27 protein-coding genes and 1 tRNA gene are annotated in these 25,695 nt (G+C 64.7%); 14 read left to right on the top strand and 14 right to left on the bottom strand.

Features of this window, described 5'->3' with window-relative positions:
* The 6 genes from ybeY to rplU form a co-directional block, all read right to left on the bottom strand.
* The coding region (ybeY, locus tag ACODSP_RS14570) for an rRNA maturation RNase YbeY (RefSeq protein WP_488966288.1) at window positions 1-669 on the bottom strand (669 nt) is incomplete at its 3' end.
* 2 nt (window positions 670-671) lie between these two features.
* Window positions 672-1,649 carry a PhoH family protein gene (locus ACODSP_RS14565; RefSeq protein WP_488966287.1) on the bottom strand — a complete coding sequence of 326 codons (978 nt, stop codon included), beginning with the start codon at window positions 1,647-1,649 and terminating at the stop codon, window positions 672-674.
* A complete protein-coding gene (miaB, locus tag ACODSP_RS14560; RefSeq protein WP_488966290.1) occupies window positions 1,646-3,034 on the bottom strand; it encodes a tRNA (N6-isopentenyl adenosine(37)-C2)-methylthiotransferase MiaB in 1,389 nt (462 codons plus the stop codon). Before miaB ends, ACODSP_RS14565 begins: the two co-directional genes overlap by 4 nt.
* A 318-nt stretch (window positions 3,035-3,352) precedes the next feature.
* Window positions 3,353-4,408, bottom strand: a complete 1,056-nt coding sequence (gene obgE / locus ACODSP_RS14555) for a GTPase ObgE (RefSeq protein WP_488966286.1) — start codon at window positions 4,406-4,408, stop codon at window positions 3,353-3,355.
* 298 nt (window positions 4,409-4,706) lie between these two features.
* Window positions 4,707-4,994, bottom strand: coding sequence for a 50S ribosomal protein L27 (gene rpmA / locus ACODSP_RS14550; protein WP_054165741.1), 288 nt, complete (start codon window positions 4,992-4,994; stop codon window positions 4,707-4,709).
* Window positions 4,995-5,030: 36 nt separating this feature from the next.
* Window positions 5,031-5,342 (bottom strand): 50S ribosomal protein L21, encoded by a 312-nt coding sequence (rplU, locus tag ACODSP_RS14545; RefSeq protein ID WP_054165740.1) that lies wholly within the window; start codon window positions 5,340-5,342, stop codon window positions 5,031-5,033.
* A 344-nt stretch (window positions 5,343-5,686) separates the two neighbouring features.
* Between rplU and ACODSP_RS14540 the strand changes: the two genes are divergently transcribed.
* Window positions 5,687-5,776: transfer RNA gene (locus tag ACODSP_RS14540), tRNA-Ser, on the top strand.
* Window positions 5,777-6,476: 700 nt separating this feature from the next.
* Here the strand turns inward: ACODSP_RS14540 and hslU are convergent.
* Both hslU and hslV read right to left on the bottom strand, forming a co-directional pair.
* Window positions 6,477-7,799, bottom strand: a complete 1,323-nt coding sequence (gene hslU, locus ACODSP_RS14535; protein WP_488966285.1) for an ATP-dependent protease ATPase subunit HslU — start codon at window positions 7,797-7,799, stop codon at window positions 6,477-6,479.
* On the bottom strand, window positions 7,799-8,359 hold the full coding sequence (hslV, locus tag ACODSP_RS14530; RefSeq protein WP_102111999.1) for an ATP-dependent protease subunit HslV: 561 nt from the start codon (window positions 8,357-8,359) through the stop codon (window positions 7,799-7,801). Before hslV ends, hslU begins: the two co-directional genes overlap by 1 nt.
* 131 nt (window positions 8,360-8,490) lie before the next feature.
* On the opposite strand from hslV, the gene ACODSP_RS14525 reads away from it, so the two are divergent.
* Window positions 8,491-10,956 carry a PAS domain-containing sensor histidine kinase gene (locus ACODSP_RS14525; protein WP_488966284.1) on the top strand — a complete coding sequence of 822 codons (2,466 nt, stop codon included), beginning with the start codon at window positions 8,491-8,493 and terminating at the stop codon, window positions 10,954-10,956.
* Window positions 10,957-10,962: 6 nt separating this feature from the next.
* Here ACODSP_RS14525 and ACODSP_RS14520 read toward each other — a convergent pair whose 3' ends face one another.
* A complete protein-coding gene (locus ACODSP_RS14520) occupies window positions 10,963-11,859 on the bottom strand; it encodes an NAD(P)/FAD-dependent oxidoreductase (protein ID WP_488966283.1) in 897 nt (298 codons plus the stop codon).
* A gap of 101 nt (window positions 11,860-11,960) precedes the next feature.
* Between ACODSP_RS14520 and ACODSP_RS14515 the strand changes: the two genes are divergently transcribed.
* The 5 genes from ACODSP_RS14515 to ACODSP_RS14495 all read left to right on the top strand — a co-directional run bounded on the left by ACODSP_RS14515 (window position 11,961) and on the right by ACODSP_RS14495 (window position 16,037).
* Window positions 11,961-12,428: an Rrf2 family transcriptional regulator gene (locus ACODSP_RS14515; protein ID WP_488966282.1), complete on the top strand. Its 468-nt coding sequence runs from the start codon at window positions 11,961-11,963 to the stop codon at window positions 12,426-12,428.
* 97 nt (window positions 12,429-12,525) lie between these two features.
* Window positions 12,526-13,293, top strand: coding sequence for a (Fe-S)-binding protein (locus tag ACODSP_RS14510; protein ID WP_488966281.1), 768 nt, complete (start codon window positions 12,526-12,528; stop codon window positions 13,291-13,293).
* Window positions 13,293-14,708: a LutB/LldF family L-lactate oxidation iron-sulfur protein gene (locus tag ACODSP_RS14505; protein WP_488966280.1), complete on the top strand. Its 1,416-nt coding sequence runs from the start codon at window positions 13,293-13,295 to the stop codon at window positions 14,706-14,708. The genes ACODSP_RS14510 and ACODSP_RS14505 overlap by 1 nt, the downstream gene beginning before the upstream one ends.
* Entirely contained in the window at window positions 14,701-15,405 is a 705-nt protein-coding gene (locus tag ACODSP_RS14500) for a LutC/YkgG family protein (RefSeq protein WP_488966279.1), read from the top strand. Before ACODSP_RS14505 ends, ACODSP_RS14500 begins: the two co-directional genes overlap by 8 nt.
* Window positions 15,402-16,037 carry a Smr/MutS family protein gene (locus ACODSP_RS14495; protein WP_488966278.1) on the top strand — a complete coding sequence of 212 codons (636 nt, stop codon included), beginning with the start codon at window positions 15,402-15,404 and terminating at the stop codon, window positions 16,035-16,037. Before ACODSP_RS14500 ends, ACODSP_RS14495 begins: the two co-directional genes overlap by 4 nt.
* 4 nt (window positions 16,038-16,041) lie before the next feature.
* Here ACODSP_RS14495 and ACODSP_RS14490 read toward each other — a convergent pair whose 3' ends face one another.
* Entirely contained in the window at window positions 16,042-16,701 is a 660-nt protein-coding gene (locus ACODSP_RS14490) for a glutathione S-transferase family protein (RefSeq protein ID WP_488966277.1), read from the bottom strand.
* 149 nt (window positions 16,702-16,850) lie between these two features.
* Between ACODSP_RS14490 and ACODSP_RS14485 the strand changes: the two genes are divergently transcribed.
* Both ACODSP_RS14485 and ACODSP_RS14480 read left to right on the top strand, forming a co-directional pair.
* Window positions 16,851-17,708 carry a hypothetical protein gene (locus ACODSP_RS14485; RefSeq protein ID WP_488966276.1) on the top strand — a complete coding sequence of 286 codons (858 nt, stop codon included), beginning with the start codon at window positions 16,851-16,853 and terminating at the stop codon, window positions 17,706-17,708.
* Window positions 17,709-17,735: 27 nt separating this feature from the next.
* Window positions 17,736-18,608: a hypothetical protein gene (locus ACODSP_RS14480; RefSeq protein ID WP_488966275.1), complete on the top strand. Its 873-nt coding sequence runs from the start codon at window positions 17,736-17,738 to the stop codon at window positions 18,606-18,608.
* Here ACODSP_RS14480 and ACODSP_RS14475 read toward each other — a convergent pair whose 3' ends face one another.
* The gene (locus ACODSP_RS14475; protein ID WP_488966274.1) at window positions 18,609-18,884 is read right to left on the bottom strand and encodes an usg protein; all 276 of its coding nucleotides are present in this window, start codon (window positions 18,882-18,884) and stop codon (window positions 18,609-18,611) included.
* A 177-nt stretch (window positions 18,885-19,061) separates the two neighbouring features.
* Between ACODSP_RS14475 and ACODSP_RS14470 the strand changes: the two genes are divergently transcribed.
* The 3 genes from ACODSP_RS14470 (at window position 19,062) to ACODSP_RS14460 (ending at window position 21,220) form a co-directional block, all read left to right on the top strand.
* A complete protein-coding gene (locus tag ACODSP_RS14470) occupies window positions 19,062-19,883 on the top strand; it encodes a double zinc ribbon domain-containing protein (protein WP_488966273.1) in 822 nt (273 codons plus the stop codon).
* Window positions 19,884-20,077: 194 nt separating this feature from the next.
* Complete coding sequence (gene grxC / locus ACODSP_RS14465; RefSeq protein ID WP_054165988.1) at window positions 20,078-20,347, top strand: glutaredoxin 3; 270 nt, start codon at window positions 20,078-20,080, stop codon at window positions 20,345-20,347.
* Window positions 20,348-20,350: 3 nt separating this feature from the next.
* Entirely contained in the window at window positions 20,351-21,220 is an 870-nt protein-coding gene (locus ACODSP_RS14460; protein ID WP_488966272.1) for a carbon-nitrogen hydrolase family protein, read from the top strand.
* Window positions 21,221-21,276: 56 nt separating this feature from the next.
* On the opposite strand, the gene ACODSP_RS14455 is transcribed toward ACODSP_RS14460, so the two are convergent.
* Together ACODSP_RS14455 and ACODSP_RS14450 are read right to left on the bottom strand one after the other, a co-directional pair.
* Window positions 21,277-21,759, bottom strand: a complete 483-nt coding sequence (locus ACODSP_RS14455) for an OsmC family protein (protein WP_488966271.1) — start codon at window positions 21,757-21,759, stop codon at window positions 21,277-21,279.
* Window positions 21,760-21,868: 109 nt separating this feature from the next.
* Window positions 21,869-22,702, bottom strand: coding sequence for a substrate-binding periplasmic protein (locus ACODSP_RS14450; protein ID WP_488966270.1), 834 nt, complete (start codon window positions 22,700-22,702; stop codon window positions 21,869-21,871).
* 198 nt (window positions 22,703-22,900) lie between these two features.
* Between ACODSP_RS14450 and pyrC the strand changes: the two genes are divergently transcribed.
* Both pyrC and ACODSP_RS14440 read left to right on the top strand, forming a co-directional pair.
* A complete protein-coding gene (gene pyrC / locus ACODSP_RS14445) occupies window positions 22,901-23,953 on the top strand; it encodes a dihydroorotase (RefSeq protein ID WP_488966269.1) in 1,053 nt (350 codons plus the stop codon).
* A gap of 129 nt (window positions 23,954-24,082) precedes the next feature.
* Window positions 24,083-24,760, top strand: coding sequence for an orotate phosphoribosyltransferase (locus ACODSP_RS14440; protein WP_488966268.1), 678 nt, complete (start codon window positions 24,083-24,085; stop codon window positions 24,758-24,760).
* 315 nt (window positions 24,761-25,075) lie between these two features.
* Here ACODSP_RS14440 and ACODSP_RS14435 read toward each other — a convergent pair whose 3' ends face one another.
* The gene (locus ACODSP_RS14435) at window positions 25,076-25,666 is read right to left on the bottom strand and encodes a hypothetical protein (protein ID WP_488966267.1); all 591 of its coding nucleotides are present in this window, start codon (window positions 25,664-25,666) and stop codon (window positions 25,076-25,078) included.
* Between the last annotated feature and the right edge of the window lie 29 nt (window positions 25,667-25,695).

Raw genomic sequence — 25,695 nt, 5'->3', positions numbered from 1 at the left:
GCCGGGACCATTCGCGGCGGAGCCGCCGGGACCATTCGCGGCGGAGCCGCCGGGATCATCAGGCGCGCGGTGTCCTTCCGGCAGCCCGGCATAGGGGTCGGCGATACCAAGCCCCGACAGTATCTGGGTTTCCAGCCGTTCCATCTGTTCGGCCTCGGAATCCTCAATATGGTCGTAACCCAGGAGATGCAGAACGCCGTGGGTCACAAGGTGGGCCAGATGGTCGGCAAAGGCTTTGCGCTGCTCACGCGCCTCGCGTTCCACCGTTTCAAACGCCAGAATCACATCGCCCAATATTACAGGAACCGGGGCCTCTGGCGACAGGAATTCCACATCGCCGTCATCAGGCTCGTCTTCTTCCTGTTCTTCATCCTCATAATCCTCCTCCTCGCCCTCTTCATCGCCGCCATCGGCGTAAAGGGCGAAGGACAGGACGTTGGTGGGCTTGTCCTTGCCGCGATAATTCTTGTTCAGTTCCTGAACCGTATTGTCATCGGCCAGGATCACCGACATCTCAATCGGGCCTACGGGCAGCCAGTCCGGGTCCTGGGCATGCGCCGCCGCCAGGGCGGAGCGGGCCGAGCGCTCGCACAACATTTCCACGTCGGCAACCGACGCTTCCCAGCGCTCATCCTCGATGGACAGCGCAATCTCGACACGATCCGGCATGTTCACGCCCCTTCCCGCGCGCGATCAGCCGCGTCATAGGCCCGGACGATGCGGCCCACCAGCGGGTGGCGCACAACATCCTGGTCGGTAAACTCAACGAAGGACACGCCTTCCACCCCGCGCAGGATGGTCAGTGCCTCGCGAAGGCCAGATTTCTGTCCGGTGGGCAGGTCGATCTGGGTGACATCGCCCGTCACCACCATCCGACTTCCCTCACCCAGACGGGTCAGGAACATCTTCATCTGCATGGGCGTGGTGTTCTGCGCCTCGTCCAGGATGACGAAGGCATGGGCCAGCGTGCGACCGCGCATGAAGGCCAGCGGCGCCACTTCGATGACCCCGGTCTCCAGCCGCTTGGTGACCTGATCCCCCGGCAGCATGTCATGCAGCGCGTCATAGAGCGGGCGGAGATAGGGATCGACCTTCTCCTTCATATCGCCGGGCAGGAAACCCAGACGCTCCCCCGCCTCCACCGCCGGGCGCGACAGGATGATGCGTTCGATGGAACCCTGCATCAGCAGGCTGACCGCCTGCGCCACGGCCAGATAGGTCTTGCCCGTTCCGGCGGGGCCAAGACCGAACACTAGCTCGCTTTCGGCCAGCGCCTCAAGATAGCGCGCCTGGGTGGCGCTGCGCGGGGTGATGGTGCGGCGCTTGGTCTTCAGGCCCGCGCGCGGGTCCGACAGTTGGGCGAGCGCATTGCCGCTGCTCAGCACGTCCGCACTGATGGCCAGACGGGCGGCGGCATCCACCTCCCCCGGTCCCACGGGCATGCCAGCCTTCACCCGGTCCCACAGGGCCAGAATGGCGGCCCGCGCGGCCTGGGCGGATTCATCATCACCGGCGATGGACAGCACATTGCCGCGCGACATCAGCCGCGTGCCCGTCTGCTTTTCCAGCCGTGTCAGGAACTGGCCATGCTCCCCGAACAGCAGCGGCAGCAGGCGGTTATCGTCGAACGACAGTTCCAGGTTGGTCAAGCGTGTGCCTCCACCGCCGGGCGGGCGGCCTGACTCATGGTTTCACCAGTCACAACATGGCCGGACAGACTGTTGGCGAAGGCGCCGGTGACATGCACCTCCACCATCTGGCCCATCAACCGGGCCGGCGCCTGCACATAGACCGACTGCATATACGCGCTACGGCCCAGCAACTGACCCTCCAACTTACCCACCCGGTCGAACAGCACTGTCAGGTTCCGCCCGATCATGGTCTGGTTAAAGGCCACCTGCTGGGCGTTCAGCAGCTGCTGAACCGCCTGCAACCGCTCATCCTTCACCTTTTCGTCCACCTGACGGCCTTCCAGACCGGCGGCGGGCGTGCCCGGACGGGCAGAATATTTGAAGCTATAGGCCTGGGCATAGCCGATATCGGTTATCAGGCGCAGCGTGTCGGCGAAATCCTGATCCGTCTCACCGGGAAAGCCCGTGATGAAATCCGACGACAGGGCCAGATCGGGCTGACGCGCGCGCAGCCGGTCGATCAGGCGGCGGTAATCATCGCCCGTATGCTTGCGGTTCATGGCCGCCAGGATACGGTCGCTGCCCGACTGTACCGGCAGATGCAGGAACGGCATCAGTTGCGGTACCGTACCATGCGCGTCGATCAGGTCATCATCCATGTCGCGCGGGTGGCTGGTGGTATAGCGGATACGCTCCAGCCCCTCGATCTCTGCCAGCGCGCGGATCAGACGCCCCAGGCCCCAGACGCTGCCGTCCGCAGCCTCACCATGAAACGCATTCACATTCTGGCCCAGCAGGGTGATCTCCCGCACGCCATGCGACACCAGCCGCCGGGCCTCGTTCAGCACCTGACCCACGGGGCGGCTGTACTCCGACCCGCGCGTGTAGGGGACGACGCAGAAGGTGCAGAACTTGTCGCAGCCTTCCTGCACGGACAGGAACGCCGCCGGCCCCTGCGGCTTGGCGCTTTCCTCGGGCAACAGGTCGAACTTGCTCTCCACCGGGAAGTCGGTATTCACCACCCCGCCGGCCCCGCGCACCGCGCGTGTCACCATCTCGGGCAGCTGGTGATAGGTCTGCGGCCCGAACACCATATCGACATGCGGGGCACGCATCATGATCTCCGCCCCCTCCGCCTGTGCCACGCAGCCGGCAACCGCAACGACCATGCGCCCACCGTCCGCCGCCTTCTCATTCTGAAGGTGCCGGATGCGGCCCAGCTCGGAATAGACCTTTTCCGATGCCTTTTCGCGGATATGGCAGGTGTTCAGGATCACCATGTCGGCGCCGTCGGGCGTATCCGTCGGCTCATAGCCCAGCGGCCCCAGGACATCGGCCATGCGGTCGCTGTCATAGACATTCATCTGGCAGCCATAGGTCTTGATGAACAGCTTCTTCTTCAACGCCGTCACCCCCGTGAGGGAGCCTTTCCGCATGACAAAGGGCACGGCAAACCAGGGGCCGCCGTTCGATTGCTGCAAGATAGGGATGTTTGACGACCTGTCAACGCCGCAGCACGGATGGGCGGGGGCGATGGGGTGCATGGGGCGGGACAAGGGAGCTCCCTCACCCTCCCATTGGCTGGCGCCAATGGACCCCTCCCTCTCCCGCCGTGCGGGCAAGGGGCAAAAACTTCCTCCCTCGCCCACGAATGTGGGAGAGGGAGGGGCCCGCCCGTGTCAGCGGGTGGGAGGGTGAGGGAGCAACAGCCCCCCCACCGCTCACTCCTCAATCGGCCGATACCGCGCCCTGTACGCCGCCTCTTCCGCCGCCATGCCTTCTTCGGCACGGCCTTCCTTGATGATGTTCAGCAGGGCGTAGAGCACTTCCTGCACGCCCTCGCCCGCCGCACCCGACATCACGAACACGGGCTTCTTGGCCGACCTGCGCAGCTTGGTGCGCTTGAACTCGATCTCTTCCTCGGTCAATGCATCGACCTTGTTCAGGACGACGATTTCCTTCTTGTCGGCCAGACCGCCGCCATACATGCGCAGCTCGCGGCGGATGGTGCGGTAGGCCAGTTGCACATCTTCCTGCGTACCATCGATCAGGTGCAGCAGCACGCGCGTGCGCTCCACATGGCCCAGGAAACGGGTGCCCAGGCCGTGGCCTTCATGCGCACCTTCGATCAGGCCGGGGATATCGGCGATGACGAATTCTTCCTCGCCGGCCTTCACCACGCCCAGGTTGGGCACCAGGGTCGTGAAGGGGTAATCGGCGATCTTGGGCCGCGCACGGCTGACCGCGGCCAGGAAGGTGCTCTTGCCGGCATTGGGCAGGCCCAGAAGCCCGGCATCGGCGATCAGCTTCAGACGCAGCCAGACCCAGCGCTCCTCCCCCGGCCAGCCGGGGCCGAAATTGCGGGGGGCACGGTTGGTGCTGGTCTTGAAATGCTCGTTACCGAATCCACCATCGCCGCCCTTCAGCAGCACGATGCGCTGACCGGCCTCGGTCATGTCGGCGATGACCGTTTCCTGATCCTCATCCAGCACCTGGGTCCCCACGGGGACGCGCAGCACCGCATCGGCGCCACGACCGCCATTGCGCGACGACCCCATGCCATGGTCGCCCTTCTTGGCCTTGAAATGCTGCTGATAGCGATAGTCGATCAGCGTGTTCAGGCCGTCCACGGCCTCGATCACCACATCGCCGCCACGCCCGCCATTGCCGCCATCCGGCCCGCCGAAGGGGATGAACTTCTCACGCCGGAACGCCACCGCACCCGGCCCGCCATCACCGCTACGCAGGTAGATTTTGCACTGATCAAGGAACTTCATGGCGGCACCGCACGCAAAGGATCAAAGAGAGAAAACGGCCACAGACAGCGAAACCCGCCCGCACCATCAATTGCCTTCCCCGCGAAAGCGGGGACCCAGGGGCCACAGGACCCCAACGCCGGCCCTTGTCCCCCAGGACCCCTGCCTTCGCGGGGGTAGCAAGGTTGGGCAAGCGGGCTTGTTGAGTTCAAAGCCCCACCGGCAACCAAATGCCAAACAAAACAAATCGGGGGAACGGTTGCCCGCTCCCCCGACCCGTCAAATTCCGGTCACCGGCCCAAAGGCCGATGGACAGACCTTACTCGGCAGCAATCGCCGGCTCGTCATCGAAGCTGACTTCGTTGACGGCCACGAAGGTGCGGCCCTTCAGGCCGGTCTTGAACTCGACATTGCCGTGAACCAGCGCGAACAGCGTGTGGTCCTTGCCGATGCCGACATTCTCGCCAGCATGGAACTTGGTGCCGCGCTGACGGACCAGGATATTGCCGGCCAGAACCAGCTCACCGCCGAAGCGCTTGACGCCCAGACGGCGACCAGCGGTATCGCGACCATTGCGGGACGAACCGCCTGCCTTTTTATGTGCCATGGTAGTTACTCCTTACCGAATGCTTCAAAAAGGCGCTCAGGCCTGGATACCGGTGATGCGCAGCACCGTCACTTCCTGACGATGGCCATTCTTCCGGCGGTAGTTCTGGCGGCGCTTCTTCTTGAAGATGATGATCTTGTCGTTGCGATCCTGGGCGACAACGTCAGCCGTGACGACGGCATTGGCGATCAGGGGCGTACCGACGGTGGTGGTGCCCTCGTTGCTGACCAGCAGGACTTCGTCCAGCTTCAGGGAGGCGCCAGCCTCACCGGCCAGCTTCTCAACCCGAATGACGTCGCCGGCCGCGACCTTGTACTGCTTACCGCCGGTGCGGATGACTGCGAACATTCTAACCACCACTTCTTAAAGATCCGGGAACCCCCGCCAATGGGATGGCCCCTTCCATTCTGCCGCAAAAAGGAATACGGCAGCCAAAGAGGCTCCGTTTCCAGAGGCGGCGGAATATACCTGTCCGAGACGGGCTGTCAACCAGGAACCGACTCTTTTCCTGGGGTCCTGGACCCCCGCGCCCTGCAAGGGTGGGGCCCATCCGCCGCATGGAGTTCCTTATATATTGTAGCGATGCGACAAAAAAGGACTGTTGCATCGCGTCGGCTGTTTGTGTAGCTTCCGCGCCACTTCGCCAGGACGCCCCGGTTGACCGCCGGAAATCATGCGCGGCGGGGTCATGCGGAGAGGTGGCGGAGTGGTCGAACGCGTCGGTCTCGAAAACCGAAGTACCTGCAAGGGTACCGTGGGTTCGAATCCCACCCTCTCCGCCATTTATCCTTCCAATTGGTTTACCCAATGTTCACGTCTTGGCATTAACGCCCACAACAAGGGCTGATTTTGCCAATTCGCTCTCGTGAACCGACAGTCCAGCTACCATCGCGGAAGAAACCGCATGATTAATTGCTGATTCCGCTGGTATGTCGGAGCTAAGGTCCGGCCATCGGTTCACAAATGCGTCACACGCAAGCCGGGCATCGTCATTGTGAGATCCGCCAGTCGTCTTCATTGCCCCGCTGACAAACGCCTCCCAGATCAACAGACCCCCGGCTGTGCGAAAGTGCTGCGGATCGATCGTTGTCGCTACGGGCCCCGCTCGTAAAGCAATTCTGCGTAAGCACCATGGCATTAGTGCCAACGCAGCACCAAGTGCGCCAGCGCCAGCACCTGCCGACCAGGCGCGATTATAGGTTATCTCAACTCCTCCGCGACGACTTGTGATCCGTCCAAGTTCGACGCGAACCGGTGTCCAGATCGGAGCTTCGAAACCTAGCGCGACCGGTCGCCCGGAGAGAAGATGGATCGCTAGCTGGTCCAAGGCCTCGCCTAAGCTCTCCCCGGTTCCACACAGCCCTTTAGAATCAGCCCAGCCAATCTTTGTTGGGCCACCGACATCAACACATAGGACGTAAGGCTTCTCAAGCTGTTTGTCTGCATCTTCACTTAGAGTCACTGCACTGAACCTTCCTGTCATTACAAAATGAACTTCGACAGATCGGTATTCTGCGACAAGCCGTCCAACTGCTGACGGACATAGGCGGCATCCACCGTGATCACCTCCCCGCTCTTTTCCGTCGCAGCGAAGCTGATTTCCTCCAGCAGTCGCTCCATCACAGTGTGCAGGCGGCGGGCGCCGATATTCTCTACCGTCCGGTTGATCTCAGCGGCCAGCCGGGCCAGTTCGTCAATGGCGTCGTCGGTGAAGACCAGTTCGACCTCCTCCGTCTTCAGCAGGGCCACATATTGCTTGATCAGGCTGCATTCCGGCTCCGTCAGGATGCGGCGGAAATCGGCCTGGGTGAGCGGCTGTAAATTCACGCGGATGGGCAGACGGCCCTGCAATTCCGGCAGCAGGTCGCTGGGCTTGGCGACATGGAAGGCGCCGGACGCGATGAACAGGATATGGTCGGTCTTCACGGCCCCATGCTTGGTGGACACCACCGTGCCCTCAATCAGGGGCAGCAGGTCGCGCTGCACGCCTTCACGCGACACGTCGCCACCACCGCGATGTTCGCCACGCGCACAGATCTTGTCGATCTCGTCCAGGAAGACGATGCCGTTCTGCTCCACCGCATGGATAGCCTCGGCGACCACCTTCTCATTATCGAGAAGCTTGTCGCTTTCCTCGGCCATCAGCACTTCATAGCTTTCAGACACGCTCATCTTGCGGGTCTTGGTGCGACCGCCACCAAAGGCCTTGCCGAAAATGTCACCCAGATTGACCATGCCCATCTGGGCGCCCGGCATGCCGGGCACATCGAAGGTCGGCATGCCGGGAACGGCATTGTCGGCCACCTGCACCTCGATCTCCCGGTCGTTCAGCGTGCCTTCGCGCAGCATCTTGCGGAACTTGGCGCGGGTCTCCGCACCCGCCCCGTCACCAACCAGCGCGTCCAGCACCCGTTCCTCGGCATGCAATTCGGCCTTGGCGGCCACTTCCTGGCGCAGGCGGGTGCGGGTCATGACGATGGCGGCTTCGACCAGATCACGGATGATCTGTTCCACGTCGCGACCGACATAGCCGACTTCGGTGAACTTGGTGGCCTCCACCTTCACGAACGGGGCCTGGGCCAGCTTGGCCAGACGCCGCGCGATCTCGGTCTTGCCCACGCCGGTCGGGCCGATCATGAGGATGTTCTTGGGATATACTTCCTCACGCATCTGGCCGGTCAATTGCTGACGACGCCAACGGTTGCGCAGCGCGATGGCGACGGCGCGCTTGGCCTCGTTCTGGCCGACAATAAATCGATCCAGTTCCGAAACGATCTCACGCGGGGAGAAGGCGGTGGCACTCATCACATCTTCTCCAGCGTGACCGAATGGTTGGTATAGACACAGATGTCGGCGGCCACTTTCATCGCGCGCCGGGCGATCATTTCGGCATCGAAACCATCAATATCTTTGAGCGCGCGGGCCGCCGCCAGGGCATAGGAGCCGCCAGATCCGATACCGATAATGCCGTCCTCGGGTTCCAGAACGTCACCATTGCCGGTGATGACCAGGGACACATCCTTGTCCGCCACGGCCATCAGCGCCTCCAGACGGCGCAGATAGCGGTCGGTGCGCCAATCCTTGGCCATTTCCACCGCCGCACGGGTCAACTGCCCCGGATGCTGCTCCAGCTTGGCTTCCAGCCGTTCGAACAGGGCGAAGGCATCGGCGGTGGCGCCGGCGAATCCGGCCATGACGGACCCGCCCGCCAAGCGGCGGACCTTGCGGGCATTGGACTTCATCACCGTCTGCCCCATCGACACCTGGCCGTCACCGGCGATGACCACCTGCCCATCCTTGCGGACAGAAATGATGGTGGTGCCATGCCACTGGATAGGGTCGTGGGGGTTTGGATTGCCGGTCATCGGGCTCACTCAAGGCAAAGGAAGGAAGAACACGCCCTGCTATGTGGGCAGGCGGCGGACAACGTCAAGCATGGGCACCATGGGACAGTCCCACCCTGGCCCCGGCTCTGCCCCCTGATGCTTGCATTTCAATGGTTTCACCCCCTACACTCTGGCCCATTGTGAAGCCCGCTGTCGCCCATGTCATCGCGATCGCCGGTGCCGCCCTGCTGGGGCTGGCTGCGATCGGCTGGATGCTGCTTCCCCTGTGGGAAGCGCAATCCCCCGTGCTCGGCCTGCTGACGCTGGCCCTGCTTTTGACCATCGCCGCCATGTTCCTGCGGCTTCTGGCCTGGGGCCGGGGGCGGGAACTGGATATGCAGGAGACGCGGACGGAGAATGCCCGTCTGCTGGCCCTGATGGATGCCAGCCCCGATGCCTGGTTCGCCCTGGGCAACGATGGCGATCTGGCGCAGTCCGCCGGATTCGCGGCCCTACTGGGCCTGGAACAGGTGCGCGGGCTGGAGGATGTGGAGCAGGCGCTGGCGCCTAGCGATGCCGCCGCTCTGCACGGTTCCTTCCGCCATCTGACCGACAGTGGGCAGCCCTTCCAGATCAATGTCCGGCTTGCCGACGGCTCCGCCTTCTTCCTGGCCAGTGGCCGGCGGGGCAAGGCGACGGATGGTACCGCCCTTCATCTGCTCTGGCTGCGCGATGTCACACCGCAGGGCCAGGAACAGGTGCGCCGTCAGGAATTGCAAGGTGCGCAGGCGATGGAGCTGGAAAAGCTGCGTTGCCTTCTGTCCACCCTGCCCATCCCGCTCTGGCGGCGCAATGCTTCGCTGGACCTGGACTGGTGCAATCAGGCCTATGCCAACCTGCTGGACAGCAGCCCGGAACAGGTGCTGGAGGCAGGCCGCGAACTGCCCGGCGGCGGCCTGTTCGGCGCGCCCCGCGACCTGGCTCAGCGCGCGCGGGAGACGGGGGCGGCGCAGAGCGAGGAACGGTTCCTGGTGGTGGATGGCGACCGCCGTCTGTTCCAACTGACCGAGGTCCCCCTGCCGCAGGGCTGCATGATCGGCATGGCCGTGGACCGGACCACCGAACGCGGCCTGAAAGACGAGCTGACCCGCCATATCGATGCGCATGGCGAGGTGCTGCACCAGCTGGGCTCCGCCATTGCCATCTATGGCCCCGACATGCGGATCAAGTTCCATAACCACGCCTTTGCGCGGCTGTGGGACATGGATACGGGCTGGCTGGCGGAGGAACCAACCTTTGGCGAGGTGCTGGAAGACCTGCGTGACCGCCGCAAGCTGACGGAAGAGGCGGATTTCCCGCGCTGGAAGAAGCAGCAGCTGGGCCTGTTCACCTCGCTGATCGAACCGATGGAAGAGCTGATGCATCTGCCCGACGGGCGGACGCTGCGCTCCCTCGTGGTGCCGCATCCGTTTGGTGGACTGATGTTCGTGGCGGAGGATGTGACCCACACCCTGGCCCTGGAAAGCTCCTACAACACCCTGATGGCTGTGCAGCAGGAGACGCTGGACAATCTGGCGGAGGGGGTGGCCGTGTTCGGCGGCGATGGCCGCCTGAAACTCTGCAACCCGGCCTTCCAGCGCCTCTGGTCCGTCGATGCCGAACAGGTGCGGGGCGAGCCGCATGCCAACCGGCTGGTCGATTTCGTGCGCCCGCTTTTGGATGAAGGCGGGGATTGGGATCAGGAGCGGGACCGGCTGGTCAGCCGCCTGCTGGAACGCGCCGCGGATGCCGGCATCATGCGCCGGGTCGATGGATCGGTCCTGCGCTATGCCCTGGTGCCGCTGCCCGACGGGGCGGTGCTGTTCTCCTGCCTGGACGTTACCGACAGCGACAAGGTGGAGACGGCGCTGCGCTCCAGCAACGAGGCACTGGAGGCGGCCGACCGGTTGAAGGCGGAATTCATCGCCAACGTCTCCTATCAGCTGCGCACGCCGCTGAACGCCATCATGGGCTTCGCTGAAATCCTGCATAATCAGTATTTCGGGCCGCTGAACAACCGGCAGCAGGAATATGCCAAGGGCGTGCTGGAGGCGAGCCGGCGCCTCTTGTCCCTGGTCAATGACATTCTGGATCTGGCCACCATCGAGGCCGGGTTCATGGTGCTGGAACAAGAACAGTTCGACATTCCCCAGCTTCTGCATTCGGTCGCAGGATTGACCCGCGACTGGGCCCGCAAGCAGGGGCTGGACCTGCGCGTCGATGTTCCCGACCATGTCGGGGCCATGCAGGGGGACGAGAAGCGGCTGAAACAGGCCTTGTTCAACCTTGTCTCCAACGCCATCAAGTTCACCCCCGCCGGCGGCCGCATCACCCTGTCAGCGGAACGGCAGGGCGATCAGGTCGTGCTGGGCGTCGCCGATACCGGCCTGGGCATCACCAGCGAGGAACAGAGCCGCGTCTTCGAACGGTTCGAACGCGGGGCCGCCGGCAATACAGGGTCGGGCGGTGCTGGCCTGGGCCTGTCGCTGGTGAAGAGCTTCGTGGAACTGCATGGCGGTGCGGTTGAGATTGAAAGCGACGGGCAGAATGGCAGCACCATCCGCTGCCGCCTGCCCGCCATGCCCGTGAAGCTGTAGGTCCGATCAAAGCCCCAGCAGCGACCGGTGTGCCCCCACCCCCGCAAGCATACCCGACGCCACCGACAAGGTGGCGCTGTGCATCTGCATGGTGGCGTCACCCGCCGCGAAGATGCCGGGCACGCTGGTTTCCTTGCCCTCATTGATCCGCAGATAGGGGCCGCTATGCCCCTCCTCAAAGGCGCAGCCCAATTGCAGGGCCAGGGGGCTGGCCATATGGGTGCGGGGTCCGACGAACAGGGCGGCCAGGGGCAGAACCCGCCCATCGGCCAGCTTCACCGCCGACAGTGACGGTGCCTCGCCCAGCATTTCCGTGATCGGCACCCTTTCCACGGTGATACCGCGTTCGCTCAGCCGCGCCATCATCTCCGCCCCTGGCAAGAACGCGTCCTGGGTGAACAGGGTGACAGGCCCCCAATCCGACACCAGCAGCACCTTCATATCCGATCCGGCCTGGGTGCCCAGAACGCCAAGTGGCTGCCCCGCCACCTCACAACCATGGCAATAGGGGCAATGCAGGGCACCCACGCCCCAGCGTTCCTTCATGCCCGGAATGGCCGGCAATTCATCCCGCACGCCGGTGGCCAGGATCAGACGCCGGCCCTCAAGGGTGCTGCCATCCGCCAGGGTGACAGTAAAGGCATCCGGAGTGCCCCCCGCCCCCACCACCTCCCCCCGCACCAGGGTGAAGGTCGGATAGGCGGACAGTTCGGCCATGCCGCGTGCTTGGATGTCCACCGGTGCCACCCCGTCTTGCCCCAGGAACCCATGGGAATGCGCCGCGAACCGGTTGCGCGGCTGCCCCGCATCGATCAGCAGCACGCGCCGCCGCGCCCGCGTCAGGGGCATGGCGGCGGCCAGCCCGGCAAAGCCGCCACCGATGATAATCACGTCATGAAGCATTATCGCCTCCATCATGTTACTTCATAAGTTACATGATGGAGGCGATAGCGGAATTACGCAACATCTCTTGTTACGAAAACCGGCATGCGGTAAGCAGAACCATGCGACCCGACAGCCGCCTTTCCCGCATGCTGCATGCCCTGATCCACATGGATCGGCTGGAAGGGGCAGCCACGTCCGAAACGCTGGCCGCCATGCTGAATACCAACCCCGTGGTGGTGCGCCGGACCATGGCGGGCCTGCGTCAGCAAGGGCTGGTCAGGTCAGAAAAGGGGCATGGCGGCGGCTGGGTCCTGGCCCGCCCACTGGACGCGATCAGCCTGCTGGACATCTATCAGGCGCTGGGCGAGCCACAGCTTTTCGCCATCGGCCCGTCGGTGGACAACCCCACCTGTCTGGTGGAACAGGCCGTCAATCAGGCGCTGGAGGACAGCCTGTCCGCCGCGCGCACCCTGCTTGTGTCGCGGTTGGCACAGACCAGCCTGGGTGACCTGGGGCGGCAGTTCGAGGAGAAGCTGCGCAGCGGTGCCTGGACCCTGCCCCAGCATCCGCACGATACCGGAGCCTGACAGGGCAAAGGCTTGATCCGGCCCCTTTTTTCGCCACGCCCGCGCCCCAGATCATGTACTCTGCGCACCTCCCTGATCGGCGACGGACCCTGCCCGCATGCCCCCTGCAAATCCGCCCAAAGTCGGCCTGCTGGTCACCTGTCTGGTGGATTTGTTCCGCCCGGCGGTGGGGTTCGCGGCGGTCACCTTGCTGGAACGCGCCGGGTGTCAGGTCACCGTGCCATCGCAAAGCTGCTGCGGGCAGCCGGCCTGGAACAATGGCGACCGGACCACGGCGGAGGCGCTGGCAAGGACCATGATCCAGGCGTTCGAGGGCTGTGATTATGTGGTCGCACCGTCCGGGTCCTGTTCGGGCATGCTGCGCAAACATTACCCGGAACTGTTCCGCGATGATCCGGCCTGGGCCGCGCGGGCCACGGCACTGGCCGACCGCACCTGGGAACTGACGCGGTTCCTGACCGACATCATGGGCATGGACACGGCCATCCCCGGCTTTGCCGGCACCGTCACCTATCATGACAGCTGTTCGGGCCTGCGAGAGATGGGGGTGAAGGAACAGCCCCGCCGCCTGCTGGCCAGCCTGCCCGGCGTCGACCTGACGGAGATGCAGGGGGCGGATGTCTGCTGTGGCTTTGGCGGCACCTTCTGTGTGAAATATCCCGACATCTCCACCCATATGGTGAATGAGAAGGTGGAGGCGATTGTCGCCACGGGGGCCGATACACTGCTGGCCGGTGATCTCGGCTGCCTGATGAACATGGCGGGCCGCCTGTCGCGCCTGGGCCATGATATCGATGTGCGGCATGTGGCAGAGGTGCTGGCCGGTGATCCCGACACGGCCCCCATCGGCCGGGCGGAGGGGTGATGCAGCCACATTCCGCCGATTTTCCCGCCCGCGCCGCAGACGCCCTGACCGATCCGGACCTGCGCCGGGCGCTGACCAAGTTCAAGACGGGCTTTCCCGTCAACCGCGCCCGCGCCGTCGCCAACCTGCCGGAATTCGAGGCCCTGCGCGACGCCGCCAAGGCGGTAAAGGACCATACGCTTTCCCATCTTGACCATTATCTGGAAGCGTTTGAAGCGCAGGTGCGCGACAGCGGCGGCCATGTGCATTGGGCGCGCGACGCGGCGGAGGCGCGGTCCATCATCCTGCGACTGGCGACGGAACGCGACGCCCGCCTGATCGCCAAGGGCAAGTCGATGGTGTCGGAGGAGATCGGCCTGAATGCCGCGCTGGAGGCAGCCGGGATCAAAGCGGTCGAAACCGACCTGGGCGAATATATCCTGCAAATAAGGGGGGAGGTGCCCAGCCACATCGTGGCCCCGGCCCTGCACCTGTCCAAGGAACAGGTGGCCGCCGATTTCCGCCGCACCCACACCCATCTGCCCCCCGACCGCCCCCTGGATCAGCCGACCGACCTTCTGGCGGAGGCGCGGGGGGAGTTGCGCGATGTGTTCCTGAATGCCGATATCGGCATCACGGGCGCCAATTTCCTGGTGGCGGAAACGGGCAGCACCATCATTGTCACGAATGAGGGCAATGGCGATCTGACACAGACCCTGCCCCGCTGTCACATCGTGCTGACCGGGATCGAGAAGGTGGTGCCGACGCTAGCGGACGCCACCTTGATGCTGCGCCTGCTGGCGCGCTCTGCCACGGGGCAGGAGATCACGGCCTATACCACCTTCTCCACCGGCCCGCGCCGGGCGGATGACGCGGACGGGCCGCGTGAGTTCCATGTCGTGCTGCTGGATAATGGCCGCTCCGCCCTGTTGGGCACGGAGATGCAGGAGGTGCTGCGCTGCATCCGTTGCGGCGCCTGCATGAACCATTGCCCCGTCTATCACGCGGTCGGCGGCCATGCTTATGGCTGGGTCTATCCGGGACCTATCGGGGCAGCATTGGATCCCGCCCTGATCGGGGTGAAGGAGGCGCGGCATTTGCCGAACGCCAGCACCTTCTGCGGCAAATGCGAAAGTGTGTGCCCGGTCAAAATCCCCCTGCCCAAGATCATGCATCGCTGGCGCGAGGTGGAGTTTGAAAGGCGCCTGTCACCCCCTTCCGTGCGGCAGGGATTGTGGGCCTGGGCGCTGTTCGCCAAACGGCCACGCCTATACCGCCTTGTCACCGCCATCGCCATGCGGGTGATGGGGTGGATGGGCAAGGAAGGGTCATTCAAATCGCTGCCGCTGGCCGGCGGCTGGACCGGGACCCGCGACTTCCCCGCACCGCAGGGCCGCACCTTCCAGTCGCTGTACAAGGATCGCCGCCATGGATAGCCGCAGTGCCATCCTGGGCCACATCCGCGCCGCAGCACAGGCGGGGGGACGCGATGAAGGCCGCGCCGCCGCCGATGTGGCCGCCCGCCTGGCAACCCCGCCCGCCCATCCCACGCCGGGCCGGGTAAAGGGGCTGACGGCGCTGGGCCTGATTGAGCTGTTCACGAAAATGGCGACGACGGTGGGGGCGGGCGTGGAACGGGTGGCCGATCCGGCCCGTGTGCCGCACGCCGTCGCCGACTATCTGTCGGGCCTGGGGCATGGCTTGCAGGTGCGGGTGGCGCCTGATCCCTGGCTGCGCGCCATCCCCTGGGACCGGCGGCCCAGCCTGTCGTTGGCGTTTGGCCGTGCGCAGGCCGGGGATCAGGTCGGCGTCACCACGGCCCTGGCCGGCGTTGCGGAAACCGGCACGCTGGTGATACCCAGCGGGTCCGATCAGGCGACCAGCCTTCTTTTCCTGCCACGCATCCATATCGTGATCCTGCCTTTGCACCATATTGTCGGCACCTATGAGGAAGCCTGGCACGGCCTTGCCATCCGGCAGCAGGCACGCGGCCTGGGCATGCCGCGCACCGTCAACATGGTGACAGGGCCGTCGCGCACGGCGGACATCGAACAGACCTCCCTGCCCCATGCGCACGGGCCGGGCCGGGTGCAGATCATCCTGGTGGGCGAACCGGACCCCGCCACGGCATGACCGATAATCGCCGCCCCAAAATGCCCACGGATGCCGAGCTGGACCTCTGGCATACCGTAGTCCGCGATGCCACGCCCATCGCTGCCAAGCGTAAATCCGCCCCGCCAAAGAAGCCGGCGGTGAAGGCGGCGGCGGAGCCCGTGGCGACCCGTCTGGTGACGGCAAAACCCGCCATCCCCTTGCCCGCCGCCCCCGTTGCCGCCCCTGCCGAACGGCTGGCCGAGCTGCTGCGCAGTGTCCCGCTGAAGGAAAAGGGCAAGGTCAGCGTGCAACTGGCCCCTTCCCTTCTGGGCCGGATACCGGGGGTGGACAGGCGGACGGATGAAAAGGTGCGCAAGGGCCGGATGGGCATTGATGGCCGCATCGACCTGCATGGCATGACGCAGAGCGAGGCGCATCACGCCCTTTCCGGCTTCATCCGCCGGTCCCATGCCGCCGGCCGGCGCATGGTCCTGGTCATCACCGGCAAGGGTCAGATGCCGCGCGGCGAGGGCGTGCTGCGCCTGTCTGTTCCCCGCTGGCTGCGCGAGGCGGATGTGGGCCCGCTCATCCTGTCGGTTCATCAGGCCCAGCCACAGCATGGCGGCGGCGGGGCGTACTACGTCCTGCTGCGCCGCCGGCGGGAGGGGTGACCCCTTATCTCACCACGATATTCTGCGCCGACTGCACCAGTTCGGCCGCCGTCACATTCTTGGGCGGCTTTAGCAGGCCGGCGGCACAGCCCGGTCGGGCATCCAGTTGCGCGATCCAGCGCGACAGGTGCGGCAGGTCATCGATGGCCACACCCGACCAGTCATGCGTCCTGGCCCAGCACCAGTTGGCGATATCGGCGATGGAGAAATCGCCGGCCAGAAATTCATGATCCTTCAGCCGCCCGTCCAGAACGGTCAGCAGGCGTTTCGTCTCCTTCTGGTACCGGTCGATGGCGGCGGGGATCTTTTCCGGGAAATAGCGGTGGAAGACATTGGCCTGCCCCATCATCGGCCCCACTCCGCCCATCTGAAACATCAGCCATTGCAGCACCTGACTGCGGCCCTTGGCGTCGGTCGGCATCAGACGGCCCGTCTTTTCCGCCAGCCAGATCATGATGGCGCCCGATTCGAAGACAGTATGATCCTCCGCCCGGTCAACGATGACGGGGATGCGGCCATTGGGGTTCATGCCCAGGAACCAGGGTTCCTTCTGCTCATTCTTCGACAGCGACACGACATGGACATTATAGGGCAGGCCCAGTTCCTCCAGCGTGCAGGAGACCTTGTGCCCGTTGGGCGTGGCGGCGGTGTAAAGCTCGATCATGACCATTCCTTCCGGTGTCTTTGCCCCATCATGCGACGGTAAGGCCCGCCGGGGAAGCATCCCGGCAGCGGCCTCCGCCGATCGGACAGGTTTACAGATGGGCCGGGTTGCAGGACCTTGATGGGGATCACGTCCATGGATGCGCCCGCATGCCCCACCACCGCCTCCTGCCGCTGTTGCTTCTGCCGCTGCTGGCCCTGCCCGTCACGGCGCAGGAGGTACTGCCCGAGATCGTGGTGCAGGCACCGGGGGAGGATGCATCCCAGGCCTTTGTCGGCGATGTGCTGGACGATACCCATGGCAAGCAGCTGGCCCGCTGGCATCAGCCGCTCTGCGTCACCCTGCGCGGTTTCACGCCGGATCAGGAAGGCCGGTTCACAAAGCGGTTGCAGGACGTGGCCTCCATCGCCGGCCTGCCGCCGGCCAAGGCCGCGTGCAAGCCCAACGCCATCATCCTGCTGACCGATGCACCGGATCGGCTGATCGACCGCATGCTGGTGCAGCATCCCGGCATCTTCGCGCCCGCCAAACCGTCGGAGGTGCGGCGGAAACTGGCGGATGGCGATGTGGCACGGGTCTGGTCCGTGGCGCTGACCATGGGTGCCGACGGCAGCACACCGGATGCGGCCATGAAGGGCGGTGCCGTCATAACCTCTGTCAAGATCGCGCCAGGCAATGCCACGCGGCTGGCCAGCGCCACCCGCGCCGATCTGTTCCGCTCCATGGTCATCCTGGACGTGAAGGGCTTGGCCGGCCTGCCGCTGGAGGCCGTGGCCGATCATGTCGCCATGCGGCTGCTGGGGCAGATGGGGGAGGCAGAGGGCGGTCGTCTGCCCAGCATCCTGTCGCTGTTTCAGACAAAGGCCGGTTCGCGGCCCCTGGCCCTGACCGAGTGGGACCGCGCCCTTCTGCGCGAACTGTACATCGCCCCGACCGCGACCACCGCCGACCGCCAGCGCCGCCAGATCGCACGTCGGCTGACCGAAACGGCGGGATCGGAACCCTGAACAGACATGCAGCAACAGGAGACGAGAATGATTGGTCGCGCACTGACACTGTTCCTGCTCCTGCTGCTGCCATCAACGGGGTGGGCACAGGAAACGGCCCCTGATCTTCTGCCCGAGATTGTGGTCGATGCGCCGGAAGAGGCCGAGATCACGGCGTTCGTGGGACAGGCCCTGCCCGACACGCGTGACCGGCAGCTGGCCCGCTGGCACCGTCAGATTTGTGTCGCCTATCGTGGCTTCGACGAGGGGCAGGTAGAGCTTTTCCAGCGTCGGGTATCGGCGGTGGCCGCCCTGATCGATATGCCAGCCCCGAAAACAGATTGCCGGCCCAATGTGCTGGTGATCCTGACGGATCAACCTGACCGTCTGGTTGATCTGATGCTGGAAAAGCAGGCGCGGCTGTTCAGACCGGTACCCATCGCCGATGTCCGCAAGGCGCTGGAGCGGGAACGGGCGGTGCGGATGTGGTATGTCACGATGCTGAACCACAAACATGGCACCACACCGGATGCGGTGGACATGGGCGGCGCCCTGTCCACCGCCGTCTCCCTTCGCGCGGCCCCAGGCGGCCTGTCACGGTTGAGCAAGGAAACGCGATTCGACATCTTCCGTACCATGGTGGTTCTGGATGCCAACGCATTGCGCGGCCTGCCACTGGGTGCCGTGGCGGACCATGTCGGCATGCGGGTCTTGGGCGCCTTCGCAGCAGAGGGGGAGGCGGCACTGCCCAGCATCCTGAACCTGTTTCAGCCGGGGGCACCGCGCGTCACGGCCTTGACCGAATGGGACAGGTCCTTGCTGCGCGGCCTCTATCAGGCGCCGGTCGATACCCATATGAACCGGCAGCGCCGGATGATCGCCCGCCGTCTGGTCGAAACCGCCACCAACACGGCGCCCTGATCACTGCAACGTCATCAGGGCATCGACATGCCGCATCTGGCCCGGACTGATCAGGTCCAGATTGGCGACCCGCACCGAATGCAGTTTGCCATCCAGATTGTGCGACCAGAAATCCAGGAATTTGCGCAGAACCGGAAAACGTGGCGCCAAGTCCAGTTCCTGCCAGACATAGGTCTGCAGCAGGCCGGGATGGTCGGGCATATGATAGAGGATTTCAGCCGTGGTCAGGCGGTAATCCTGCAATTGCCGCGACAGGGTGGACCGGGAAATGATCATGTGACCTCCTTCCGCCAATCCGGGACGGTCACGCCGCCCCACCAACAAAAGCCTGCCAAAGTTTTTCAGATTTGTGAATAAATTTGTTTATTATCAATAATTTAGCAGCACGCATGGGAGAGTGCTGCCAATCCGCCCGCCCTTGCCGCAGCACAGGCCTGCTGATAACCTGTCGGCATGTTCGCGGACATTTCTGCACGCATCAGTAGGGTAGCCAGCCCGCTGCGCCAGGGGGCGCTGCGGCTGCTGGACCTTGTCCTGCCGCCGCGCTGCCTGTCCTGCGGGGTGGAGGTGGGGGCCGTCGGGGCGCTGTGCCCGGAATGCTGGCGCGGCATCCGCTTCATCGCGGCCCCCCACTGCGCCCGGTGTGGCCTGCCCTTCGATTACGATCCGCTGGGAACGCCCGATCTGATCTGCGGCGCCTGTATCGCCCATCCGCCCTTGTTCGACCGCTGCCGTTCCGTCTTTGCCTATGATGATGCCAGCCGGTCGCTGGTGCTGGGCTTCAAGCATGGCGACAGGACCGATTGTGCGCCGGCCTTCGCCCAATGGCTGGCGCGGGCAGGTGCCGGCCTGCTGACGGAGGCTGACGGGGTCATCGCGCCGGTGCCGCTGCACCGCTGGCGGCTGCTGAAACGGCGGTACAACCAATCGGCCCTGCTGGCACTCAACCTGGGGCGGATGACCGGGCGGGTAGCCATGCCCGACCTTCTTATCCGCCGCCGCGCTACACCCAGCCAGGGCGGGCTGTCCGCCAAGGGCAGGGCCCGCAACGTCGAAGGGGCCTTCATGGTCAATCCCCGGTGCCGGGATGCGGTGAAGGGTGCCCGCGTGCTGCTGGTCGACGACGTGTTCACGACGGGGGCGACGGTGGGCGAATGCGCCAAGGTCCTGCGCCGTGCCGGGGCACGCGCCATCGATGTCGTGACCCTGGCACGCGTGGTGCGGCCTGTCACCTTAGGCGATGCGGTGAATACGACCACCAGTCAAAATTTTTGACTGGTGGTACGGCGGCGACTGCCGCCGCGCAGCCCATGCCGCGCAAGCCAAGCCGACGGATGTCGGCGCCCGGCGCCTGAGGGGGCATGGACATCCCCGGCATGGGGGGATTGCGGCACCCTGCCCTTTGCCAGGAGGCTTTGCCGCGTCATATTATGGTCAGCAAACCATCACACACGCAGGAACCGATCATCATGTCCGCGCCCAAGGTCGAGATCTATACCAGCCCCTGGTGTGGCTACTGCACCCGCGCCAAGCGGCTGCTGGACAGCAAGGGTGTGGCCTATGAAGAAATCGACATCATGGCCGAACCCGCCCGCCGACCGGAAATGATCGACAGGGCCGGCGGCCGCACCAGCGTGCCGCAGGTCTTCATCGACGGACAGCATATCGGCGGCTGCGACGATACCCACGCCCTGGACAAGGCCGGCAAGTTGAACCCGCTGCTGGGCATCGGGGCCTGACAGATGAGCGACAGCGCCGCCCCCACCACCGTCCGCGTTGCCCTGGTTCAGGTGAATGCCGGGCCGGAAATTCTGCCCAACCTGGAACAGGCGGGTATCTTCGTGCGTCAGGCGGCGGCAGACGGTGCGCAGTTGATCTGCCTGCCGGAGAATGTGTCCCTGATGGTGCAGGGGCGCGAGAATATCCTGTCCCGCGTCAAGCCAGAGGAGAGCCATCCCGGCGTCTCCTTCTTCCGCGATCTGGCACGTGAAACCGGCACCTGGATCATGACCGGCACGCTGGGCTGTCTGCTGCCCGACGGGCGGGTTGCCAACCGCGCCTTCGTGATCAGCCCGCAGGGTGAGATCACGGCGCGGTACGACAAGATCCACATGTTCGATGTGGATCTGGCTGGCGGCGAATCATATCGCGAAAGCGCCACCTACCGTCCTGGGGAGCAGGCGGTGGTGGCCGACACGCCCTGGGGCGGGCTGGGCCTGTCCATCTGCTATGATGTGCGCTTTGCCTATCTTTACCGCGCCCTGGCCAAGGCGGGCGCGGCGATCATCACCGTGCCCGCCGCCTTTACGGTGCCCACGGGCCGGGCGCACTGGCATGTGTTGCTGCGGGCGCGGGCCATTGAGACGGGATGTTTTATCCTCGCCCCGGCCCAGACCGGCATCCATGATGGCGGGCGCGGCACCTATGGCCATTCCGTCATCATCAGCCCCTGGGGCGAGGTGCTGGCCGATGCCGGTGAGGCGCCGGGCGTGATCATCGCCGACCTGGACCTGTCCAAGGTAGCGGAGGCACGGCGCATGGTGCCCAGCCTCCGCCATGACCGGACGTTCACCCTCGCCTCAGAGGACGACCGCGGACGTAGCGCGGATTAGGCGCATGCCGTAATCCGCGGGACAACGGCAACGGAGTTTCCGCGGATTACGCTTCGCTAATCCGCGCTACGCGCCACAATCTCCGGCTCGGCCTCGACGGCAAAATTCACCGAACGGGCGATGAAGCACATTTCATGTGCCTTATGGTGCAGGTGCCGGGCCTTTTCCACATCCGACCCTGGCGCCAGCGTCACGCGCGGGCGCAGCAGGACGCGGGTGAATTGTCCGGCCCCGCTGCCTTCCTCCACCATCCAGCCTTCGGCCCGATCCTCATAATCGGTGACGACCACGCCGGCACCCGCACACAGGCCCAGGTACCAGAGCTTGTGACAGGCCGACAGCGAAGCGACGAGCAGGTCTTCCGGGTTCCAGCGGGCGGGATCGCCGCGAAAGGACGGGTCGGACGAACCGGCGATGGCAGGCTTTTCACCCGCACTGATCAGATGGTCACGGGAATAGGCGCGGTAGGCGCTGGTGCCCGTCCCCTGGTTGCCGGTCCAGGTGACGGTGACGACATAGTGATGTTCCTTGCCGGACATGATCGCTGAAATCCTTTCCGATACGGATCAAACGCCGGCATCCTATGGCGGATCGGGGCCAGCAGCCGGGCCAATATCGCCGGTCAGCACGGTGCCAAACGGGCTTGTGCTATGGCTCTTTGGTGAACTGATGGCCGCGTGTGGCCACTTCTGTCCGCATGTCCGGGAACGGCTTGTTGCGGGCCAGGATGTCAGCGTAAAGCCTGTCCGCCAGCAGCGACTCGTAAGCCGCCTCGAACAAGCGGCGTTCCAGGCTTCCCGCGAAGGTCCTGGAAAAACCCATGTAGGAGCGCTGCACCGACAAAGGCTGCCCCACCGGCAGGAAGCGTACGCCCGGATGTTCATCCAGATAGCGGGCCACGGCACGGGCATGGGCCGCCACCGCATCCAGCCGCCCGGCCGTGATAAGGTTCAGCCCGATATCGACGGTGCGCACAATTTCCACCGTCACACCTGTCCGGCTTGCCAGATCGCCGCCAACCGCCCAGCCCAGGGGCACGCCGATATGTGACAGGCCATCCGCCCCCGGCATCGGCCCATGGTCAGGCACAGCGCGGAACAGCCACATCTGATCGACATAGAAATGTTCGCGGCTGAACTCCATCCAGGCCTCCCGCTCCGGCGTGCGGAACGGGCCGATCAGAATGTCGGCCTGCCGCATCTCCACCTCTTTCTGGGCGCGGGGCCAGGGGAACTGCTGAAAGGTGCAGGTCAGGCGGGCACGGTCACAGGCGGCACGCGCCAGTTCAGCCCCGATTCCCTGCTCACAGCCGCTACCATCCGACACGAAGGGCAGCGGGCCGCAGACCAGGGTGACCGTTGCAGCACGGGAGGCCGGGCTGTCCGCCACCCTGGCCCCGGCGTCAGGGGCCGGAAGCAAAAGCGGCAGCGCCACAAGGGCGGCCCGAAGATGCCGCCAGCGGCGGCCACGATAACCTGTCACGACACCTGCCTGGGGCGATAGCCCGTTGGGCGTGTGTCCAAGCCTATGACCCTTCAACCCCTGCGGTCAATCATGCCGACGCGGCACGCCAGGTACAGCCCCCGGCGGGGCGCAAGCCCGGCCTTCCGCAGCGGCGCTTGAGTGTCGCGGGCTTTGGCCCTAGACATCGGGCACTTGGCCCCAGGGGACCCGACCGCGATGACCCAGCAACCGCAACGCCTGACCATCCGCCGCCCGGACGACTGGCACCTGCATCTGCGAACCGGCGCCATGCTGCGCGCGGTGCTGCCGCATTCGGCGGCGCAACTGGGCAGGGCCATCGTGATGCCCAATCTGGTGCCCCCCGTGATGACGGCGGCCCAGGCCGAAACTTATCGCGCGGAAATCCTGGGCGCCCTGCCCGACGGCAGCCGTTTCCAGCCGCTGATGACCGCCTATCTGACCGACGGCACCGACCCGGACGATCTGGAAGCGGGCAAGAAGGCCGGCATCTTTACCGCGGTGAAGATGTACCCGGCCCACGCCACCACCAATTCCGCCCATGGCGTCACCGATCTGGACAAGGTGGCCCCGGCGCTGGACCGCATGGCCAAGGTCGGTCTGCCCCTGCTGGTGCATGGTGAGGTGACGGATCAGAAGGTCGATATCTTCGACCGCGAGGCCGTGTTCATCGATACCGTCCTGCCCAAGATTCGCGACCGCCATCCCGACCTGAAGATCGTGCTAGAACATATCACGACGGCAGAGGGCGTGGACGTGGTGCGCAAATATGGCCCGACCGGCAAGCTGGCGGCCACGATCACGGCGCATCACCTGATGATCAACCGCTCCAGCATCTTTGCCGGCGGCATCCGCCCGCATCTCTACTGTCTGCCCATCGCCAAGCGTGAGACGCACCGCCTGGCCCTGCGCGAGGCGGCAACCTCAGGCGAACCCTGGTTCTTCTTCGGCACCGACAGCGCGCCGCACCCGATCGGCGCCAAGGAAAGTGCCTGCGGCTGCGCCGGCATCTATACCGCCGCCACCGCCGTGGAGCTTTACACCCAGGTCTTCGATGAGGAGGGCAAGCTGGACCGGCTGGAAGCCTTCACCAGCCTGAACGGCCCCGCCTATTATGGCCTGTCCCCCAATGACGATACCATCACGCTGGAACGGAGCGGCCTGACCGTTCCCGACATCCTGGATATCGACGGCAAGGCCGCCGTGCTGCCCTTCCGCTCCGGTGAGCGGCTGGATTGGCGGTTGGTTTGACCCATACCGTAGGTCAGGTCGAGCGCGGCGCGCGAGCCCTGACGGAAACGGATTGAAAGCCTTTGCTGTCAGGGCTCGCGCGCCGCGCTCGACCTGACCTACACCCATCCCACCCCGCAGGAACATGCCATGATCGACGCCGCAACCGCCGCCACCCAAACGGCCCGCATCCTGATTGAGACCAAGTCGGTCCTGTTCAATGCGGAAAAGCCTTTCATCTTCACCTCCGGCCGCGCCAGCCCCGTCTATATCGACTGCCGCAAACTGATCAGCTTCCCGCGCGCCCGCCGCTTCCTGATCAATGCGGCCAAGGATCAGCTGTGCCGCGAAGCCGGGTTCGAGGCGTTTGACGCCGTGGCGGGTGGTGAGACGGCGGGCATTCCCTATGCGGCCTTCGTGTCGGATGCCTTGGACCTGCCCATGCTCTATGTCCGTAAGAAGCCCAAGGGTTTCGGTCGCAACGCCCAGATCGAGGGCCAGCTGCTGGAAGGCCAGCGCGTGCTGCTGGTCGAGGATCTGGCCAGCGAGGGCGGATCGAAGATCAATTTCGTCAATGCGCTGCGTAATGCCGGCGCCATTGTCGAGCATATCTGGGTCGTCTTCCATTACGGCATCTTCCCACAGTCGGAAACGACCATGGCCGAGATGGGCGTGAAACTGCACGCCCTGGCCACCTGGTGGGACGTTCTGCGCGTCGCGCGCGAGGGCAATTACTTCGACAGCCATACGCTGAGCGAGGTCGAGAAGTTCCTGCACGCGCCGGAAGCCTGGTCGGCCAGCAATGGTGGGAACGAGACCAAGGCCTGATCTTTATGAAAGGGGTGCCGCAAGGCGCCCCTTGTTTAGGGTGCCTTGAGATTCAGGGTATGGTCTTTCTAACCCATTGAAGCTCATAGATTGCCTCCCCGGCGAAGGCCGATTTCCTCAAGCTCAACAGTCCCTAGAGCGGATCTCTGTTGACGGGAAGCACCCCCTATCGTCATCCCGGCGAAAGCCGGGACCCAGCGTAGAGCGGCGTCCGCCGCGACATGAGTCATATCGGCGCTAACCGCGCCTCACGCTGGGTCCCCGCTTGCGCGGGGATGACGAAGAAAACGCGATCCCAGTCAATGTAAAACCGATCTAATCTCGGGCCAATGCTGCCAGCGTGAAATTCGCGCAGAGCACGCCCAGCATGCGCCCGTCCACCGGGTCGATCAGCAGGATGCTGGCCGCCACAACATAGTCATCCGCCGATTCGTCATAGGCCGCCTCTTCCACATGCACCATGCCGGGATCGGAGGTGGTGGGGACGATATATTTGGCCTCGTCCGACTGATCATAATCGCTGGGAATCCGTGTTGCCGCCACCAGCAGGCCCCGGTCATCGGTCAGTATCAGATCGGCCAGCACGGCCTGCCGTGGCACACGCGCCAGGGCCAGATGGCGCGACATCTCCCCCTGCATGACCGTGTCCAGCAGCGGCCCGGTTCCCCGCTTGGCCTGCAAACGCCAGGTGACATCACGCTGGATGATGGCGTCCATGGTGTAGGCGTCATTTTCCCGCGCGGCCTGCCGCAGGCCGGTCAACACCACCTGATCGGTCAAAATCTCCGCCGCGACGGTCCGCAGCACAGTGCCGATCAGGGGGCTGTCCTCTGCCCGCGCTGCAATCGGCAATGTCTGGGCGGTCACCGCCACGGGCATGGTGGGGGCGATCATCGAAAGCAGCAAAAATCCGATCCGGCAGGACCGCATCTGAT

This window comes from Niveispirillum sp. FG156 (genome assembly GCF_057809555.1).
Note: the sequence above shows the minus strand (reverse complement) of the source record. Positions and strands in the feature narration are given on the sequence as shown.